The sequence below is a fragment of the Acinetobacter sp. CAU_H_56 genome, assembly GCF_058599425.1.
In genome coordinates, this window is the sequence record NZ_CM178654.1 from 1,683,674 (window position 1) to 1,700,642 (window position 16,969).

The 16,969-nt window shown below is 41.6% G+C and carries 16 protein-coding genes; 8 read left to right on the forward strand and 8 right to left on the reverse strand.

The features are described from left to right. The first annotated feature begins 84 nt into the window (after window positions 1-84). The 3 genes from ilvA to AC4MCC_RS08195 all read left to right on the forward strand — a co-directional run bounded on the left by ilvA (window position 85) and on the right by AC4MCC_RS08195 (window position 3,779). On the forward strand, window positions 85-1,623 hold the full coding sequence (gene ilvA / locus AC4MCC_RS08185; protein WP_491885111.1) for a threonine ammonia-lyase, biosynthetic: 1,539 nt from the start codon (window positions 85-87) through the stop codon (window positions 1,621-1,623). A 162-nt stretch (window positions 1,624-1,785) separates the two neighbouring features. Then, window positions 1,786-2,442: a potassium channel family protein gene (locus tag AC4MCC_RS08190; protein WP_104426160.1), complete on the forward strand. Its 657-nt coding sequence runs from the start codon at window positions 1,786-1,788 to the stop codon at window positions 2,440-2,442. After that, window positions 2,439-3,779 (forward strand): TrkH family potassium uptake protein, encoded by a 1,341-nt coding sequence (locus AC4MCC_RS08195; RefSeq protein WP_004786026.1) that lies wholly within the window; start codon window positions 2,439-2,441, stop codon window positions 3,777-3,779. The genes AC4MCC_RS08190 and AC4MCC_RS08195 overlap by 4 nt, the downstream gene beginning before the upstream one ends. Before the next feature lie 64 nt (window positions 3,780-3,843). On the opposite strand, the gene AC4MCC_RS08200 is transcribed toward AC4MCC_RS08195, so the two are convergent. The 3 genes from AC4MCC_RS08200 to AC4MCC_RS08210 all read right to left on the reverse strand — a co-directional run bounded on the left by AC4MCC_RS08200 (window position 3,844) and on the right by AC4MCC_RS08210 (window position 8,545). Next, entirely contained in the window at window positions 3,844-4,986 is a 1,143-nt protein-coding gene (locus AC4MCC_RS08200; protein WP_491875868.1) for a phospholipase A, read from the reverse strand. Between the two features lie 22 nt (window positions 4,987-5,008). Continuing rightward, entirely contained in the window at window positions 5,009-7,948 is a 2,940-nt protein-coding gene (locus AC4MCC_RS08205) for an insulinase family protein (RefSeq protein ID WP_491885112.1), read from the reverse strand. A 147-nt stretch (window positions 7,949-8,095) separates the two neighbouring features. Beyond that, complete coding sequence (locus AC4MCC_RS08210; protein ID WP_034170350.1) at window positions 8,096-8,545, reverse strand: GNAT family N-acetyltransferase; 450 nt, start codon at window positions 8,543-8,545, stop codon at window positions 8,096-8,098. A gap of 261 nt (window positions 8,546-8,806) precedes the next feature. Here AC4MCC_RS08210 and AC4MCC_RS08215 point away from each other — a divergent pair, with 261 nt between their 5' ends. The 3 genes from AC4MCC_RS08215 to AC4MCC_RS08225 are packed head-to-tail and all read left to right on the forward strand — an operon-like array spanning window position 8,807 to window position 10,775. Next, window positions 8,807-9,811, forward strand: coding sequence for an adenosine kinase (locus tag AC4MCC_RS08215; protein WP_419365289.1), 1,005 nt, complete (start codon window positions 8,807-8,809; stop codon window positions 9,809-9,811). Window positions 9,812-9,825: 14 nt separating this feature from the next. Next, window positions 9,826-10,134 carry a Rieske (2Fe-2S) protein gene (locus tag AC4MCC_RS08220; RefSeq protein WP_373684488.1) on the forward strand — a complete coding sequence of 103 codons (309 nt, stop codon included), beginning with the start codon at window positions 9,826-9,828 and terminating at the stop codon, window positions 10,132-10,134. 20 nt (window positions 10,135-10,154) lie between these two features. Continuing rightward, a complete protein-coding gene (locus tag AC4MCC_RS08225; protein WP_005235372.1) occupies window positions 10,155-10,775 on the forward strand; it encodes an OB-fold-containig protein in 621 nt (206 codons plus the stop codon). Window positions 10,776-10,840: 65 nt separating this feature from the next. Here the strand turns inward: AC4MCC_RS08225 and AC4MCC_RS08230 are convergent, their stop codons facing one another. Both AC4MCC_RS08230 and AC4MCC_RS08235 read right to left on the reverse strand, forming a co-directional pair. After that, the gene (locus tag AC4MCC_RS08230) at window positions 10,841-11,515 is read right to left on the reverse strand and encodes a YidB family protein (RefSeq protein WP_491885113.1); all 675 of its coding nucleotides are present in this window, start codon (window positions 11,513-11,515) and stop codon (window positions 10,841-10,843) included. Window positions 11,516-11,628: 113 nt separating this feature from the next. Then, on the reverse strand, window positions 11,629-12,099 hold the full coding sequence (locus AC4MCC_RS08235; RefSeq protein ID WP_484459548.1) for a DUF6231 family protein: 471 nt from the start codon (window positions 12,097-12,099) through the stop codon (window positions 11,629-11,631). A 35-nt stretch (window positions 12,100-12,134) separates the two neighbouring features. On the opposite strand from AC4MCC_RS08235, the gene AC4MCC_RS08240 reads away from it, so the two are divergent. Further along, window positions 12,135-13,007, forward strand: coding sequence for a DUF2797 domain-containing protein (locus AC4MCC_RS08240; RefSeq protein WP_159122743.1), 873 nt, complete (start codon window positions 12,135-12,137; stop codon window positions 13,005-13,007). Window positions 13,008-13,118: 111 nt separating this feature from the next. On the opposite strand, the gene AC4MCC_RS08245 is transcribed toward AC4MCC_RS08240, so the two are convergent. The 3 genes from AC4MCC_RS08245 to AC4MCC_RS08255 form a co-directional block, all read right to left on the reverse strand. After that, entirely contained in the window at window positions 13,119-14,984 is a 1,866-nt protein-coding gene (locus tag AC4MCC_RS08245; RefSeq protein ID WP_125278307.1) for a SurA N-terminal domain-containing protein, read from the reverse strand. Window positions 14,985-15,114: 130 nt separating this feature from the next. After that, window positions 15,115-15,387: an HU family DNA-binding protein gene (locus tag AC4MCC_RS08250; RefSeq protein ID WP_004786051.1), complete on the reverse strand. Its 273-nt coding sequence runs from the start codon at window positions 15,385-15,387 to the stop codon at window positions 15,115-15,117. 157 nt (window positions 15,388-15,544) lie between these two features. After that, window positions 15,545-16,024 (reverse strand): phasin family protein, encoded by a 480-nt coding sequence (locus AC4MCC_RS08255; protein ID WP_034170344.1) that lies wholly within the window; start codon window positions 16,022-16,024, stop codon window positions 15,545-15,547. 205 nt (window positions 16,025-16,229) lie between these two features. On the opposite strand from AC4MCC_RS08255, the gene AC4MCC_RS08260 reads away from it, so the two are divergent. After that, window positions 16,230-16,880, forward strand: a complete 651-nt coding sequence (locus AC4MCC_RS08260) for a hypothetical protein (RefSeq protein WP_416656551.1) — start codon at window positions 16,230-16,232, stop codon at window positions 16,878-16,880. Window positions 16,881-16,969: the final 89 nt, after the last annotated feature.

Consider the following 16,969-nt stretch of genomic DNA (forward strand, 5'->3'; position numbering starts at 1 on the left):
GACTTTTGCAGTAATTTTAAACCGCAAAGCCGTGTGGTTTGTTACAATAGATTCTTATTTTAAACTGTTAGATGGAAAATTAACATGCTGTCTCGTTTGGTTCGACAAATTTTACAAGCAACGGTCTACGATGTTGCAATCGAAACCCCACTCGAAGCAGCGCCACGAATTAGCGAACGCTTAAATAATAACATTCGCTTTAAACGTGAAGATTTACAACCGGTCTTTTCATTTAAGCTACGCGGTGCCTATAACCGTATTAGTCAATTACCGAAATCACAACTCGAACGTGGCGTTATCACAGCTTCAGCAGGCAACCATGCACAAGGCGTGGCACTGTCAGGGAAAAAGCTGGGTATTCGCGCGATTATTGTGATGCCAAAGACCACACCCGACATTAAAGTCCAAGCGGTAAAACGTTTAGGTGGTGAAGTGGTTTTACATGGCGATTCATTTGACGTTGCCAATAAATATGCCATTCAGCGTGCTCAAGAAGATGGCATGACTTTCATTCCGCCTTATGACGACGAACTGGTGATGGCAGGTCAAGGTACGATTGCCAATGAAATCCTGCGCCAATGGCGTGATGTAGAATATGTTTTTGTTGCAGTTGGCGGTGGCGGCCTGATTGCAGGTGTTGCAGCTTACTTAGGTGATGTTGCACCACATGTCAAAGTGATTCCGGTGGAATACGAAGAATCTGCATGTTTAAAAGCAGCTTTTGATGCAAATGACCGCGTAATTCTGCCATCAGTTGGTTTATTTGCCGATGGTACTGCTGTGGCACAAATCGGTGAAAAGCCATTTGACGTGATCCACCTACAAAAATCAGACAACTCCGGCCCGATCGTAGAACCAGAAGTCGTACTGGTCAATACTGATGAAGTCTGTGCAGCAATTAAAGATACTTATGATGAATGCCGTAGTATCGTAGAACCGTCAGGTGCAATGGCATTAGCGGGTATCAAAAAATATGTAGCAAAACACGGCATTGAAGGCAAAAACATCGTATCGATTGTTTGCGGTGCGAACATGAACTTCGACCGTCTACGTTACATTGCTGAACGCACCGAGCTGGGCGAACGCAAAGAAGCCATCTTTGCCGTAACTATTCCAGAAGAAAAAGGCTCATTCCTGAAATTCTGTCGTGCACTACAAGGCCGTAATATCACAGAGTTTAATTACCGCTCAAGTGATGCTTCTGCAGCTCAGGTCTTTGTCGGCATCAGTCTGAAAAATGGCGAGAAAGAACGTCAGGAAATCTATGAAAACCTGAAATTTGACTACGACGTTGATGATCTGTCTGATGACGAAGTTGCAAAACTGCATATCCGTTATCTGATTGGCGGTCATGCCGATATTGAAAATGAGCGTCTGTTCCGCGTGGAATTCCCGGAACGTCCAGGTGCCCTGCTAATGTTCCTGGAACGTCTTGGCCCAACGCATAACATCACCCTGTTCCATTACCGTAACCACGGCGCTGCAGAAGGTCGCGTACTGGTCGGTCTGGAGGCAGAAGATGCCCAGCAGAATCCAGATGGTTTGATTGAGACATTGGAAAGCATTACTTATCCATATGAAGAAATTACCAATAATCTGGGTTATCAGCGTTTCTTGAAATAATCAGTTTAATATAAACCGCCTTTCGAGGCGGTTTTTTTATGTCCGGCTGAATAAATGTATGAAGTATTTATGTAAGGCCAGATAGCTGAAAACTATAAAAATCTTTAAGATACTTACTTAGACACGAACTGATTTGAAATAAAAAGATTTAGGGAAATATGCATGGCATTATTTGCAGTCATTGGGCTGGGCAGCTTCGGTGCAACAGTGGCGACTCAACTGATCAGCCTGAAACATGATGTGATTGGAATCGATCTCGATAAAAAATATGTGGAAAATATTTCCGATCAGCTTACCCATGCGGTGATTGCCGATGCAACCGATGAGCATGTCCTGGATGAACTGGATATCCAGCGCTGTGAAGCAGTCGTGGTCGCGATTGGTGAAGATATTGAAGCCAGTATTCTCTGTGTACTTCATCTGAAAAATATGGGCGTAAAGAAAATCTGGGCCAAAGCCAAATCCAAAGCCCACCATATGATTTTGACTCATCTGAATGTCGAAAAAATTATTCACCCAGAAGAAGATATGGGCGTCCGCGTGGCACAATCACTCAGCTACCCGATGGTTAGCCGTTATATGTCACTTGAAGATGATCATTATATTGTCAAGATCGAGATTCATGCCGATCATCATGACACTCCCTTACACCAGTTAATGAGTCAGGTTCCCGAAATTAAAGTTCTTTTACATAAACGCGGCACTGAAATACAACATATCGTGGATCTTGAGCTGCTACTTAAGGAAGGTGACATTCTGGTGGTCGAAGGATTACTAGAGCCTCTACGCCGTTTGTCCAAGCATTTTAAGGCCATATGAAAAGCTCAAATTTAAACCAGAACAGGATTGTCAATCTCAGTCCACCGAGTCTGCTGGCCTTAGGTTTTCTCGGGCTGATTTTTATTGGTTCTTTATTACTGATGCTGCCCTTTGCGCATCAAACTGAAATCAGCTGGTTAGAAGCGATTTTTACAGCAACTTCTGCAGTGACAATTACCGGGCTATCTGTGGTCAATGTTGGTGAAGCTTATACACCCTTTGGGCAGGTCGTGATTATGTTCCTGCTGCAATGTGGTGGCCTCGGTTTTATGACCTTTGCCATACTCGCTTTTATGAGCCTGTCACCTAAACTTGGTTTAAGACAGCAAGTGATGGCACAGGAATCTATTGGCCAGACCAGTTTGAAGAAAGTCAGTTTTACCATTAAAGCGGTATTCCTATACTCCCTGTTTTTCGAAGCGATTGGCACCCTGATTTTAACCTTGGCTTGGCTGGAAGATTATCCTTTTGGTGAAGCGCTGTTTTATGCAGCTTTCTATAGTGTTTCTGCGTTTAATAATGGCGGGTTTTCTCTTTTCCCCAATAGCTTGATGAGCTTTTCCGGCCAGTATTTCGTGACCTTCACGATCAGCATGCTATATATCATTGGCGGGATCGGTTTTCTGGTTCTGATGGATGTAAAACAGAATAAAAGCTGGCGCAAACTCAGTCCGAATAGCAAGCTGATTCTGACTACGATTATGGGTCTTAACCTGAGTGCTTTTATTGTACTCTGGCTATTAGAAGCCTCTAATCCACAAACATTAGCGCTGATGAGCGTAGGTGATCAGGCACTCAACGCCTGGTTCCATGCCACTGTTCCCCGCTCTTCAGGTTTTTATAGTCTGCCTATGGACCAGATGAGCGATGCCTCAAGTCTAGTCACCATTTTTTTAATGTTTATTGGTGGCGGTTCCTTAAGTACGGCGGGTGGAATTAAAGTTGGCACGTTTATTATTGTGGTCATCAGCGTAATCAGTTTTTTACGCCGTGAAGATGAAATCCGCTTGTTCAATCATTCTATTTCTGAAAAAACCACTTTTAAGGCTTTAGCGGTTGTGTGTATTACCGCAGGTCTGGTCATGACCGGTTTTATGAGTTTACTCATTCTAGAACCCGATCATGATTTTTTAGACTTGCTATTTGAAGCAGTTTCTGCCGCCTGTACAGTTGGATTAACACGTGGTGTCACTGGAGAATTGCAACCAGCGAGTTTAATTATTCTGATGCTGATGATGTATGCAGGTCGTCTAGGACCTTTAACTCTTGCCTATTTAATTGCAACACCGAAAAAGAGCCGTCTTAAACATCCGCCTTCAGAAATTCAGATTGGTTAAGATTTAAATAAATACGCATAAGCAAAAAAACCACGCCTAAGCGTGGTTTTTTACATGAAACAGATTAGTACCAATTCATTAAGGATACACCCAAGCCCACATAGGTCGCACGGTGATTGTAATCAATCAAACTTTCACCATAACCATCAAAGAGCTGAAATTGACCGCGTAGACGTCCACTGATCGGAAATGACCAGTCGAACTGTACTGCACCACGGTTATCATCTCCACCTTTTAGCGTATGACGCAACATCAGGGAAAAATCGTGGGCATTGTGACGATAAAACGCAGTTAAATCTCCACGCCCGATATAGTTTTTAATCTCGGGATTATTGTCATCTGCACGATCTTCTTCGATACGATACCAAGGGCGCAGCATCATGGCGAAGTTGTCTTTTTCAAAACCGAGATTCAGCATTACCCGGTTCCAGCTACGAGATAATGGATCCGAACGACCATTAGATTGATGATTCAGGGTTAGTCCCAGCATACGCCAGTTCAAACCAAATAGATCATAATTAGTACGGAAGATCAGGCTTGCTTCAGGCTCATAATTGGTTTCACGAAATGGTCGGGACTCTTCCGAGTTATATACCTGCCAGCGTGAGGACTGGGTATAGCCCAGCCAGAGATCACCATTGTCACCCAAGATATTCTCAACTGCCTTGGTTTTTAAAGATAACTGGAATTTCCCCTCAATCGAGGTCAAATTCTGGCGCTCTGTTTCTGTATTATTTGGATTTTCACTCTGAGGTAATTCATTTTTGTTGGAAGTCCAGAATCCTGGCATCAGATAAATCGGCTGATAGGAACGGATATTCCAGGTACCCAGTTTACTTTCCGACGACAATTCCCAACGGCTATCCAGCAAGGATAAAGCCGGAGTCAGCTTTGATCCTTCAGAAGCATAAATATTGGAAACGGTCTGTTCAATTTTTGCTTTGAGGTTATCAGGTTCGGGCGCAATTTCTATGGCTGCACGCCGTTCAGAAACAATCTCAGGCTTACTATCAGCCGGTATTTTAAATACCGCATCATAACAGGCCAAGCGTTCTGAATTGGTTTCAACCGCAGAGCAAGCCTCCGCCGTTGCCGGCATCGGACTACTTGCTACAGTTTTATCTTCCGCATTAACTTGCGTCCCAACTACACAGCCAAGCAAAACGCCCAGCTGCAAAGTTGAGCGCTTAATAGAATTAAGCGCCATCCTCTATCCTCATTGTTTTTATTTATTGAACTTGCTGAATTGTAAAGCCGAGTTGTTCTAAAGTTTCTCGTTTGGCAAATGGCGCAACAACCGCTTTTGAAGCTTGCTGTTCAACCAGATAAGTCTGTGCGACACGTTTCAAGTCATCTAAAGTGACATGCAACAAACGTTCCCGAAGCTGTTTACGGAAGGCTGGCGTACGTTGATGCAGGTAGGCATAACAGGCAGTAATCGCTTCACCTGCTGGTGAGCCCGGTTTGTCCATACTGGCAATTAAACCTAAGATAGCTTCTTCCAGCTGATGCGGTTGTTGAGGTGCGTTAAGCAACCATTGGATACTTGCATCAAAGTCCTGGAAAGTCTCTGCCAGACGTGGATCGCGATAACTATAGAAGCGGAATGAACAAGCATTGCCGTCATAGCTTGCGCCGCCCCCATAAGCACCGCCTTTTTCACGGATCGCGCTATGCAGATAACCATTACGCAAGTAGCCTGCCAATACCATCAAGGCAGCAGCATCAGGATGTGAAACTTCTACCGTAGGATAAGCTGCTGCACAGAACTGCACATTAGTCTGAATCAACCAGGCTTCATCATTGCTATGATTAACTTTTTCAACCTGAGTCAATTCTGCAGGTGCGGTATTCACTTCCAGTTTGTCCCACACGTTTTGAATTTCTTCAATCAAACGCTCAGACTGCTGTTCTTCACACACCAACAAGAATTGTTTTGGCGCTTGTAGCAAGACTGCATGAATGCGTTTTAATTCATCAATCATGGCGTCATAAGCTGCTGGATCTTTTTCAGCCTGATTGACCAAGTTAATTAACCAGTTCAAGGCACCCAGACCGGTATTATGATAATCACGCAAGGCTAGAGCGCTATGCTGACGTGATGCCACTTGCATCGCATAGCTATGACCAGAACCGGAAATCCGTGATTGCCAGCGAGTTTTACGTTGTTGCAACAATTCAATAATACGGCCTTTTTCATCAAAGCGTAGCTGCTCAAAACCGATTTTTAACAGACGGATCGCATCCAGATGGCTAGCCAAAGATTTAGTCGTTAAAGTTAACCACGCACTAATCTTGTTTTTGTCATCCACTTTAGAGCGCAATGAAGCACCCATACCCAAGCCACCGCTGACCGCTGTTTGCAGTTGCTGGAATTGCAGGTAATCGTATTCACCTGCACCGACTTCACCCATTAAAATAGACAACAGGTTGAAATACGATGATTGCACCACTTCATCGGGAATTTTCACCAATACCTGTTGGTAATAAATTCCATTGGTACCCGCATGATACAGATTCAACGGCGTATCCACGCGGTTACAGATAATCTCACGCAACTGACCTTGCACAATCTGCAATTCCGCAGGCACATCTTCCAGACCGACCTTAGGTAACAGATTCAAATCGTCTGGGGTATCTTGGCGGATCTTTAACGCTTCAGTTTGGGCATTGATCTCGGCTTTTTGTTCTTCAGTTAAAGCTTTACCAATTTCAGCTAGACGTGCTTTTTCTTCTTCAGCTTCCTTGGTAGATTTGCTTGCATCTGGAACTAAAGTCAGTTGAACACGGTGCGAGTTATCTAAAAGATGTTCTTTGATCAGATTCGACAGCCACATTGGATCTTGCAATTCTTCTTTTACTGAAGCAATTGCAGAGTCCACATCCCAGACTTCTACCGGATCACGATGGTGAATTGCACTGCTTAAACCGCTCAAGATCAGGCTTAGACCATACGGTGTACCATCACCATTGATTTCACGCTGATGCAGCTCAATCTGATGCAGGATTGCATCCACTGCCTGTTGATCAACCGGTTTAGAGGCCACATCTTCCAGAACTTTAAAAACTCCGTTTTTGAATTCTTCAGCATGTTCAGGATTTGAACCTTGAACCGCACAGTAGAAAGTCATTTCAAAGTTAGAATCATCTACGCCCATGAATGGGCCAGTTGACTGTGCATAACCACAGGTTTCCAGATAATGACGCAGTGGAGATGCTGAATCTTCCAGCAAAATCCCTTCTACCAGACGCAAGCCTAAACGTAACTTGATATCACTCGCTTCTGGCAATAACCATGATAATACGTGATAAGTCTTGTCCTTCAGATCTTCCCCATCCACTGCATAGGTTTCTGTCACATTGAGTGGCGCAGTTAAACGAGTTTCCGGAGTTGAATAAAGTGTTTCACCTTTTTCAAATTTAGACAGCGCCAGATTTTCAAACTGTTCCTGTAACTCAGCAGCAGATTTATTACCAAAGGTCATAAATACTGCATTACTTGGGTGATAATGCGTTTTATAAAAGTTCACCAGCTCTTCATAAGTCAGGTCTGGAATATCTTTAGGATCGCCGCCTGAATTATAGTGATAAGTGGTGTCCGGGAATAAGTGATGCGCCAAAGTATGATAAAGCTGATCTGAAGGTGAACTCATTGCCCCTTTCATTTCATTAAATACCACGCCTTTATACACTGGCTCGCCATTTTCCAGCTCAATACGGATACCTTCCTGAGCAAAATCCAGCGGATTCAGGTTCGCAGCAAAGGCCGCATCCATATAAACTTCTAATAAGTTCTGGAAGTCTTTATCATTTTGAGTTGCGAATGGATAAGCCGTCCAGTCTGCCGCTGTAAAGGCATTCATAAAAGTATTAAGCGAACGGCGAATCATCAGGAAGAACGGATCACGTACCGGGAATTTTTCTGAGCCGCACAGTGCAGTATGTTCCAGAATGTGCGCTTCACCTTTTGAATCCATTGGCTGAGTGCGAAACGCAACCAGAAAAACATTTTCATCGTGATTGGTCGCCAGATGATAATGGGTGGCGCCAGTCACTTTATGCTTATATTCAGACACTAAAATGTCTAAAGCTTCAACATGTTGTTGACGTACCAACTGAAACGCAGGATGTACAGTTTGAGAAATGGTTTCAGTGACATCTACAGTCATGCGATCTCCTAATGCTTAAATTAAAAAATTATTATTCGCATTATAGCTGTAGTTGTTTGAATTATTCACGCAGAAAACCGAGGATTTTGATCGAATTAAGTAAACCTGATCATCTGATTTTTAAATGATCAGGTCGGGCAATGATCTCTAGATCATATACTTGAAATAGTTATAACTCGGGTGGTTTTCAACAAAGACATAGTTCTGTTTTTGATAAAAACTGGCTGCCAGTTTGGTATCGGTCTGTAAACAAAGTGCTGAATAAAATGGTCGTGCCAACTGCTCCAGATAAGCCAGAAGCTGCTTACCTACACCATGTTGACGATATTTTGGATGCACATAGAAACGACGTACCCGTCCAATCCGTTCTTCAATGCCGTTATCGCCCCATTGCTGGTTTAAACCACCACAGGCAATCAGTTTATTGCCATCATAGGCACAGGCCAGAAATTCATTATTTTGACTGAAACAGTTTTTTCCAGTGCGGTATTCTTCAATTAACTTATCAATCAGGTCATAACCTTCTTTACGCGCCAGTGTCGCTAGAGTGTCAATCTGATCAGGGAGCTGCTCGGCTGTTACAATCTTAATATCCATATACCCACACTGTTTTAGATGATTGTTCAAATGTCGCACCAGTATAACTGCTTGGTACTCTAATCTTATAAATAAAATCCAACCTTTAAATCAATGGCTGCACTCGCTACCGTTTAAAAATAAACCAATTCTTAGACCAAAGATTCAAGCTGAATAAGTTACAGAATCTTTTAAAGTATTCTGAAAATGTTTCAGTGAACTACAGCAAACCCGAGCAATCGTGTAAACTTAGCACTTTCATTTTTAATGTGATATTTAGATATGTCTACTGTTGACCTTTTTGCGATTGGCAATGCGCTGATTGACCAGGAATTTAAAGTTTCTGATGAGTTTTTAACTGCACATCACTTGCAAAAAGGCACCATGCAACTTGCGGATGGTGAAGCTCAGGCTACTCTGTATCAAAACTTAAAAGCAACTCAAACTTATAAAGGTCAGGCTTCAGGCGGTTCAGCAGCCAATACTACAGTTGCATTTGCAGCTTTGGGCGGCTCTGCATTCTATGCCTGCCGTGTCGGTAATGATGATCTTGGTCACATCTATCTGCATGGCTTAAATGAAGCTGGCATTAATACTACAACTCAATCGATCAGTGAAGGCGTAACCGGCACCTGTATGGTTCTGGTCAGTCCAGATTCTGAACGTACCATGCATACCTATTTAGGTATTACTGCTGAACTGACAAATGAACAGATTGACTTCCAGCCTTTAACAACTGCTAAATGGCTCTATATCGAAGGTTATCTATCCACATCAGAAACAGCACGTCAGGCCGTAAAACAGGCGCGTGAAATTGCCAAAGCCAATGGGGTTAAAATCGCATTTACCCTTTCTGATCCTGCGATGGTGCAATATGCCCGTGCCGGTCTGGATGAAATGATTGCAGATGGTGTAGATCTCTTGTTCTGCAACCAGCAAGAAGCATTGATGTATACCGAAACAGATACCATCGAAGCCGCTCTGGCTAAACTTAAAGAATTAAGTCAATACGTTGTCATTACAATGTCAGCTGAGGGTGCGCTTATTTCCAATAATGGTGAAACCTTCACTGTACCGGGCCGTGCTGTAACTGCAGTGGATGCCAATGGTGCTGGCGATGCGTTTGCGGGTGCTTTTTTATATGCACTTAATGCAGGTCTTGGCTTAAAAACAGCAGCAGAACTGGCAATTTTAGTGTCTAGTCAAGTGGTAGCGCAATTTGGTCCACGTCTGGCTGTTTCAGAATACGCAGCATTATTAAAAGATGTTCTTAAGGAATGTGCTTAATGTTTAAAATTTGCATGACTGACGATATTCCAGAGCGTGAAGCACGCTCTTTTGAACTTCCAAATGGGGATACAATTTTTATCACCCAGCGTGATGGTTCGTTTTATGCTTACCAGAATATTTGTCCACATTTACAGGTAGAACTGGAATTTCTGGAAAACCAGTTTCTGGACCGTGATCAGGAATTTATTGAATGTTCTACTCATGGTGCACTATTCGTAGTAGAAAGCGGTGAATGTATTTCTGGACCTTGTCAAGGTCAATCACTTGAAAAAGTTGATATTACCGTGCATTCTGATGGCGGAATTTATCTTTCAGAATAATAGCTAAAACGGATTTTGCCATGCCTGAGTTTTTACTTGACTATAACCTGATGCCATTTCATCTCAGTTTATTGTTCATCATTCTGCTTGGCATGGCAAAAACAGTTGCCTTCTATTTTAAGCTTAAACCCAGTCAACTCCTGAAACGCATTTCTCCGTATGACTTTCAGAATGTTGAATGGCTAAATGTCAAATTTTCCAAAACCCTGATTGTTTTTTTCTTTCTGATGAATTTTAGCTTTGCCGGCTATTTGCTTCAGTTTCTGATCTATTCACAGGAATATCATTTCTTACCTGCCTATTACATCATTCTACCGGCATTGATCATTGCGATTTTCTTTACCGTATTTATGATTCATTGTCTGGATCAGGTCATTCCACCTAAATATAAAAAGAATGATGTAAACCTGTTAGGCCGTTTAGCCACGATTTCAAGTGGCAATGCCCGTCCCGGGTTTTCTGCACAAGCGCGAGTTCGGGATGAGTATGGTCAGTTACACTATGTTCAGGTCGAACCTGAATTTGGCGAACTGGAATTTCAGTCTCAGATTATTTTAATCCGTCTTAGAAAATCGCATTATGTGGCCAAGAAAATCTGTAAATCTAACCGACTCTTTAGCCTGAATCTGGAAGAAGCTTAAAGTTCATGTAATTCAATAGAAAAAATCCCGGCCAAACGTCGGGATTTTTTATTAGATAGATAGATTTATTTTTTAAACAAGCCTGAGACCATATTCAATACATTCTGAATATCATTATTGGCTTCCTGCTTGCTGGTCTGCTCACCTTGTGGTGTCAGTGAATCAATAATCTGCGGCAAGACCTGAGAAATGGCGCTATAGACATCCTGCTTAGGCACATGGGTCTGTTCTGCGACCTGTTCCACTTCCTGATCATCAAACAGGTTTTGCACCTGCTGCGGATCGACATTGGCATTTTCACCCGGGCCAGTAGAGACCCAGTCATCAACCTGGCTATTTAGACCTTGTCCTTTGAGCTTATCCAATGCTCCTTGCAAACCGCCCTGTTTCTGAATCCAGGCCAAGACCAGTGGCAAGACAGCAATCAATAAAGTCTTTGTTGTTGAACTGCCACCCAGTCCAGAACTTGGTCGAGCGGAAGATTGGCTCCCACCTCCGAGCTGGCTGAGTACAGCACCTAAAATTGCACCTAGGCCATTTTGCTTGTTTTGCTGTTGTGAGTTTTGATGCTGCTGATTTGGATTCAGGTTTTGCTGATTGGTATTATTGATATGACCCAATACTGATCCAAGAATATCTGCCAATCCCCCTTGCTGGGATGAACGCTGCTGGGATCGCGACTGGTTATTTCCTAGGGCTTGCTTGGCCAGCATTTCCACAATACTACTAAGATTGGTCATAACTCATTCCTGTATACGCCTTCTGTACAGAATAGAGTCTGAACTCATATTTTCCATGCAGGATTTTGTTAATATTTGCAATACTGATATAAGTCCTTCCTAGCTTTCCAATTTTACCAGCGATATTTATCCCAGTTTTCAGGGTTAGCCCAGAATTTAGAGTTAAACCAGTCTGGCACATGTTTATAAGTCAAAATATTGAATTGCCAGAGTGCAAAATCCGCCCCATAAACCGTCTTGTCAATCAACTTGGTCAGACCTAGAGACCTGAGCAGTTTTTCATCCTGCAAGCGACTCACCACCACCAGACGTTTTGCAAATAAATCACGCATTTTAACCAGAATTTGACTCTTCTGCTGTTCTGGTAATGCTAAGGTTTCAGGAGTATCCAGCATCACTACTGCCAAGTCATAACGCTGTTGAAAAGGCAGATTTAAAACCTCAGATACGTTAAAATAGTGCCATTGAATAGATTGCTGAAACTGAGATTGGGTTAAATCCTGCCCGATACAAATAGCAGTATGAATTGGCTGTTCTTTGGCGAAGTCGTCTAGCATTGAAGTGATGACATTCTGTTCAGCCATGACTGCATCCTTATGATTTAAGTGAGTAATTTTTTATGGAACTTCAGGGCATTTGCCATAAAATGCACGTCGGTCTTACAGACCTTAGTGTAACTGATCAAAATACCCAGCGGGCAAATGTTGAATATAAATTAATATTAGATGGATCAGAAATTAACCTTCCATTCCAGTTAGGTCAGGAAATCGAGATTGAATGGACTGGAAATATCTATTGTGTTTCTTGCGGCAAAAAAACTTCTAAATCATTCTCACAAGGCCACTGTTTTAAATGTTTTAAAACTAAAGCGTCATGTGATATGTGCATCATGAAACCGGAAACCTGCCATTATCATTTAGGCACTTGCCGGGAAGATGAGTTTGCACAGAATGTCTGCTTCCAACCACATATTGTTTATCTGGCCAATTCTAGTGCTTTAAAAGTCGGAATTACCCGGATCAATCAAATGCCGACTCGTTGGCTGGATCAGGGTGCAACTCAAGCCCTTCCTATCATGAAAGTGGGTTCTCGCCGTCTTTCCGGTAAACTGGAAGTGATGTTTGGTACCCAAGTCGCAGATAAAACCGACTGGCGTAAATTGCTCAAAGGTGAGGCGGAACCTTTAAATCTGATTGAAGTTCGCGATCAGCTGATTGAAGAATTTGCACCGAAAATCCAAACTATTCGTGAAGAGTTTAATCAGAATTTGCAGTTTAATGAGAATATTGAGGTTTTGGATAAGGAATTACCGCGCGAGTTCATCTATCCGGTAGAGCAATATCCAGAGAAAATCAAATCTCACAATCTGGACAAAACTCCAGTGATCCGAGGCAAATTACAAGGAATTAAAGGTCAATATCTGATTCTGGATACGGGTGTGATTAATATCCGTAAATATACAGGTTATGAGCTAATTTTCCGGGCGGAATAAAATGGCCGGATTTGAAAAGAGAGCTGTATGCTCATTTTTTATTTTAGATATTATTTCCTACTTAAGAAAATAAAAAACCAGCCCTCAGGCTGGTTTTTTTACAAGCGAATCTTATTTGATTTTTGCGTGAGATTTTAAGTAACGCGTATAATCATCAAATTCTTGTTGACCACGAAGCTGTTGATACAGTTTTACCAGCTCACTACGTTGCTCTGCACTTAAAACATCGATCGGATTTTTCTTCACTTCAGAAACTGCCACAACAACCAATTCATTTGGCATATTTGCTGTCGTTACTGACCAGTGACCTGCTTTAGGTGCTGGTACGCTAAATGCTGCACGTTGTACATCACGCTTAAGCAGACCTTCTGCGCGTGTATAGATGCCTGCATCTTCAAATACCAGTTTACCTTTTGCAACTGATGCTGCAGGCTTGGTTTTAAACTCATTCAATGCAGTTTGAACTTCAGCTTTAGCCGCAGCAAATGCTTTATCTTGAATCAGTTTTGCTTTTACCGCTGGTTTTGCTTCTGCCAGTGTCTGCTCACCCGCTGCATGATAATTGCGAACTTTTACCCAAGCCACATCACCATTGGCCAACTGAATGCTTGAAGATGCATTACGGTCGCCATTTTTCACGTCATCATTAAACAGTTTAACTTTGACAGCCGCATTACTTAGCAATGGATCACGTGTCGCAAGGGTCACACCATTTGCTTTCTGAACCTGAACACCCTTCACTTCCTGAGCAACAACATCCAGCGAGTCCGCACTTACGACCATGTCATTCAGACTGTTTACCGTATCAGAGAATGCATTAGATTTTTTCGCTGCCAATACTTCTTCAGATAAACGTGCTTTTTGAGATTCAAAAGATGGAACTGCTACATCAGGCAATTGGACTGAAATAATATGGTAGCCATAATCTGTTTTAACAGGCGCTGAAACTTGACCAGATTTTAAAGATGCAACAGTCTGATCAAATGTAGTACCGAACACGCCTTTTTCATAGACAGCAATAGCACCGCCTTTAGATTTAGATTCAGGATCCTCAGAGTATTGAGCTGCTGCTTGTGCAAAAGTGGTACCGGCTTTGATTTTAGCTGCAATTTCGCTTGCCAGTTTTTTGGCTTCAGCATCACTACGACTATCAGCAGTCACCAGAATATGTTTAACCTCTGGTTTTACATTCTGCTTCTGGTCAGCCACAAATTTATTATAGGCTTCCTGCAATTCTGCATCAGTGACCGCTACATTGGCAGTATCAATATTGCTCGGCTTGATCACCACATAATCCACATCAACGCTAGTTGGTTGCTTGAATTGGGATTTGTGCTTTTCATAATATGCTGCAATATCAGCTTCTGATACTTTTACTGCTTTTTTATAGCTGTCCAGATTCACGCTAGCGATATGAATATGACGTTGTTCAGTTTGCAGATCTGCAATTTGCTGCATCTCAACCGGACTGACCAGTGGATAATCCATAAAAGTAGAAGACAGCATTTTCAGTGCATGATCTTTACGTAAACTTTCTACTAAAGCATTGTTGGTCATACCAATTGATTTCAGGTAATTTTCATATAAAGCATTAGAAAATTTGCCATTCTCCTGAAAAGAAGGCTGCTGTGAAATCATTTGTGCAATTTGCTGGTCACTCAGGCTAATCCCCAGTTTTTCAGCCTGTTGCAAAAGCAAGGTACGCGCAACCAGGGTATCCATCGCTTTTTGATCGATGAAGCTTTGATTTAATAAGGTTTCATCACCATTGGCATAACTTAAGTATTGTTGTTTGAATGATTTTGTCAGTGACTCTAATTCTTGTTTAGAGATATCAGTTCCATTGACTGATTTTGCTGCATCAGAATTCCCGCCGCTAAAATATCCTTCAATACCTACAAGCGCTAAAGGGGTTAAAAACAGAACGAGCAAGACCTTGCCCAACCAACCCTTAATAACTTTACGAAAAGATTCCATAAGTATTCCAATATTTTATTTGCAGAGGATTTTAACCGAAAAAACCCATTGAATGAATGTGTTAATCAAAACAATTAAATCTATCAATAAAAAACGCGCCAAAGAAGGCGCGTTTTAGGATTGAAGCAGCTTAAGCAACAGCGTCTTTTAAGCCTTTACCTGCTTTGAAGCTAGGTACTTTGCTTGCTTTAATTTCAAGAGTAGCACCAGTTTGTGGATTACGGCCAGTACGTGCAGCACGCTCTTTAACGCCGAAAGTACCGAAACCAACTAGAGTTACTGTATCACCCGCTTTTAAAGCTTCAGTAACAGAAGCAATTGTAGCATCTAAAGCTTTACCTGCGTCAGCCTTAGATAATCCCCCTTTCTCTGCAATTGCATCAATTAATTCTGATTTATTCATGAAAACTACGTCCTCTTAATATCGTTTATTTAAGGTCCAAGAATTTGTTTAAACTACCATAACGCCTTTATAGCAATGCTTTAGGTATAAACGCAATACTTATAAACCTCTTTTTTTTCAAAATATATGCGAAAAAAACATTGAATTATGAAGAAAATCATTTTGTGTGTATTTTTTCCGATAATTCTTTCTGTATTTTTTCTTGCTGCAAGGTCAATTCATCAACCTTGGCATGCAACTGAAGAATTAAACGCTCCAGATGTTGTACATCCTTCAATGTCACTAATCCTATACGATTCAAGGAATGATGAACAGAGTTGTCGATCAGTTTTTCAACCTTATCTTTGGTATCTGTCACAGATTCGCGTGCTTTCTCGGAGACTTTTTCCACAGTTTGATCTGCAATATCGACTGTTTTGGATTCCAGCTCTTCTCCGACCTTGACCAGCGAGTCAAACAGTTTATTGCCTTCTTCCTCTGCGCGGGAAAATGCCCCAAGGCCAGCTAACCAGATCTGCTTGGTATATTTACGAAAGTCCAGCATCGAACGTCGCTCTGAGGCAGACTTTGACTTACTCTTCACTGGTTTTTCAATCAATTCCTGATCTGTATCTTGTGTCGTTTTTGTTTTATCCATGTACACGACTCCTGCTTATTTTCTATGCAAATATCATAAAATTATCTACAAAATCACCGCATAATAGCAAATTTAGGGCTTGATAGATTTGCTAAACTGTTCTACAAAGCACTTTATTTCAAGTCTAATTTGATTTAACCCTGAAATCTTTTACTCAGCAGGATGCTTTTTCATTTTAATTTTCAGGTAAGGATTGGTTGTATATATGAGTGAATCGCAACAAAGTCAAAATCAACCACATTTGTTGCTTACGATGACTTTGATCGTTTTAGAAACAATTTTCACGTTCATTCTCAAACATGACCGTGTTGTTGCTCTTCAGGCGAAGAAGTTTGTAGATGAGAATATTACAATAAAAATCAATAGTTATATTCCATATTTTGATTTCTATGTTCAGTTTACCAAAGACGGGCTGTTATTTGACTATAAAGCACCAGGCAGAATTATTGATCTGGATGTTCGCACCACTTTAATGGATCTGATTAAAATTTTTATCTTTGGCAATCGCAGAAGCATTCGTGCGATGCGTATTGACGGTAATCAGGTTTTAAAAGACGAGTTCCGTGATTTACTGACTTTATTTGCCTTACCTAAAGTATTGTCTGACTGGAAACACTGGTTATCTGAACCACCGGCAGATGAGACCGATATTGTTTCATCAAGAAAACGTATTGCGCCTTTATTAAAGAAAATTGAAGATCAGCGTTCCAAAATTAATAGCCTGCAAGTTGAAGTTAAACAGTATCGCAACCGCATTAAACGTATGGAACGCCGTCAAAAGCGGATCAATATGGCCTTTAGTATAATCACAGTACTTTTGATTGCGTTATTAGTGTATAATTGGATCAGCGTGTAATTCTTTCATTTTCAGAAAATTAAATACGCTCGCCATTCACAAAAATAACTTGACTAATTTAGTCGGGATTCATAAAATCTACACATCTA

What these genes read in the sequence shown, in the direction of transcription:
- AC4MCC_RS08200 (WP_491875868.1), bottom strand. Translation starts at nt 4,986, where the DNA reads ATGGCGCTTAATTCTATTAAGCGCTCAACTTTGCAGCTGGGCGTTTTG.
- AC4MCC_RS08235 (WP_484459548.1), bottom strand. Translation starts at nt 12,099, where the DNA reads ATGGCTGAACAGAATGTCATCACTTCAATGCTAGACGACTTCGCCAAA.
- AC4MCC_RS08230 (WP_491885113.1), bottom strand. Translation starts at nt 11,515, where the DNA reads ATGACCAATCTTAGTAGTATTGTGGAAATGCTGGCCAAGCAAGCCCTA.
- AC4MCC_RS08260 (WP_416656551.1), top strand. Translation starts at nt 16,230, where the DNA reads ATGAGTGAATCGCAACAAAGTCAAAATCAACCACATTTGTTGCTTACG.
- AC4MCC_RS08210 (WP_034170350.1), bottom strand. Translation starts at nt 8,545, where the DNA reads ATGGATATTAAGATTGTAACAGCCGAGCAGCTCCCTGATCAGATTGAC.
- AC4MCC_RS08225 (WP_005235372.1), top strand. Translation starts at nt 10,155, where the DNA reads ATGCCTGAGTTTTTACTTGACTATAACCTGATGCCATTTCATCTCAGT.
- ilvA (WP_491885111.1), top strand. Translation starts at nt 85, where the DNA reads ATGCTGTCTCGTTTGGTTCGACAAATTTTACAAGCAACGGTCTACGAT.
- AC4MCC_RS08215 (WP_419365289.1), top strand. Translation starts at nt 8,807, where the DNA reads ATGTCTACTGTTGACCTTTTTGCGATTGGCAATGCGCTGATTGACCAG.
- AC4MCC_RS08255 (WP_034170344.1), bottom strand. Translation starts at nt 16,024, where the DNA reads ATGGATAAAACAAAAACGACACAAGATACAGATCAGGAATTGATTGAA.
- AC4MCC_RS08245 (WP_125278307.1), bottom strand. Translation starts at nt 14,984, where the DNA reads ATGGAATCTTTTCGTAAAGTTATTAAGGGTTGGTTGGGCAAGGTCTTG.
- AC4MCC_RS08205 (WP_491885112.1), bottom strand. Translation starts at nt 7,948, where the DNA reads ATGACTGTAGATGTCACTGAAACCATTTCTCAAACTGTACATCCTGCG.
- AC4MCC_RS08220 (WP_373684488.1), top strand. Translation starts at nt 9,826, where the DNA reads ATGACTGACGATATTCCAGAGCGTGAAGCACGCTCTTTTGAACTTCCA.
- AC4MCC_RS08195 (WP_004786026.1), top strand. Translation starts at nt 2,439, where the DNA reads ATGAAAAGCTCAAATTTAAACCAGAACAGGATTGTCAATCTCAGTCCA.
- AC4MCC_RS08250 (WP_004786051.1), bottom strand. Translation starts at nt 15,387, where the DNA reads ATGAATAAATCAGAATTAATTGATGCAATTGCAGAGAAAGGGGGATTA.
- AC4MCC_RS08240 (WP_159122743.1), top strand. Translation starts at nt 12,135, where the DNA reads ATGGAACTTCAGGGCATTTGCCATAAAATGCACGTCGGTCTTACAGAC.
- AC4MCC_RS08190 (WP_104426160.1), top strand. Translation starts at nt 1,786, where the DNA reads ATGGCATTATTTGCAGTCATTGGGCTGGGCAGCTTCGGTGCAACAGTG.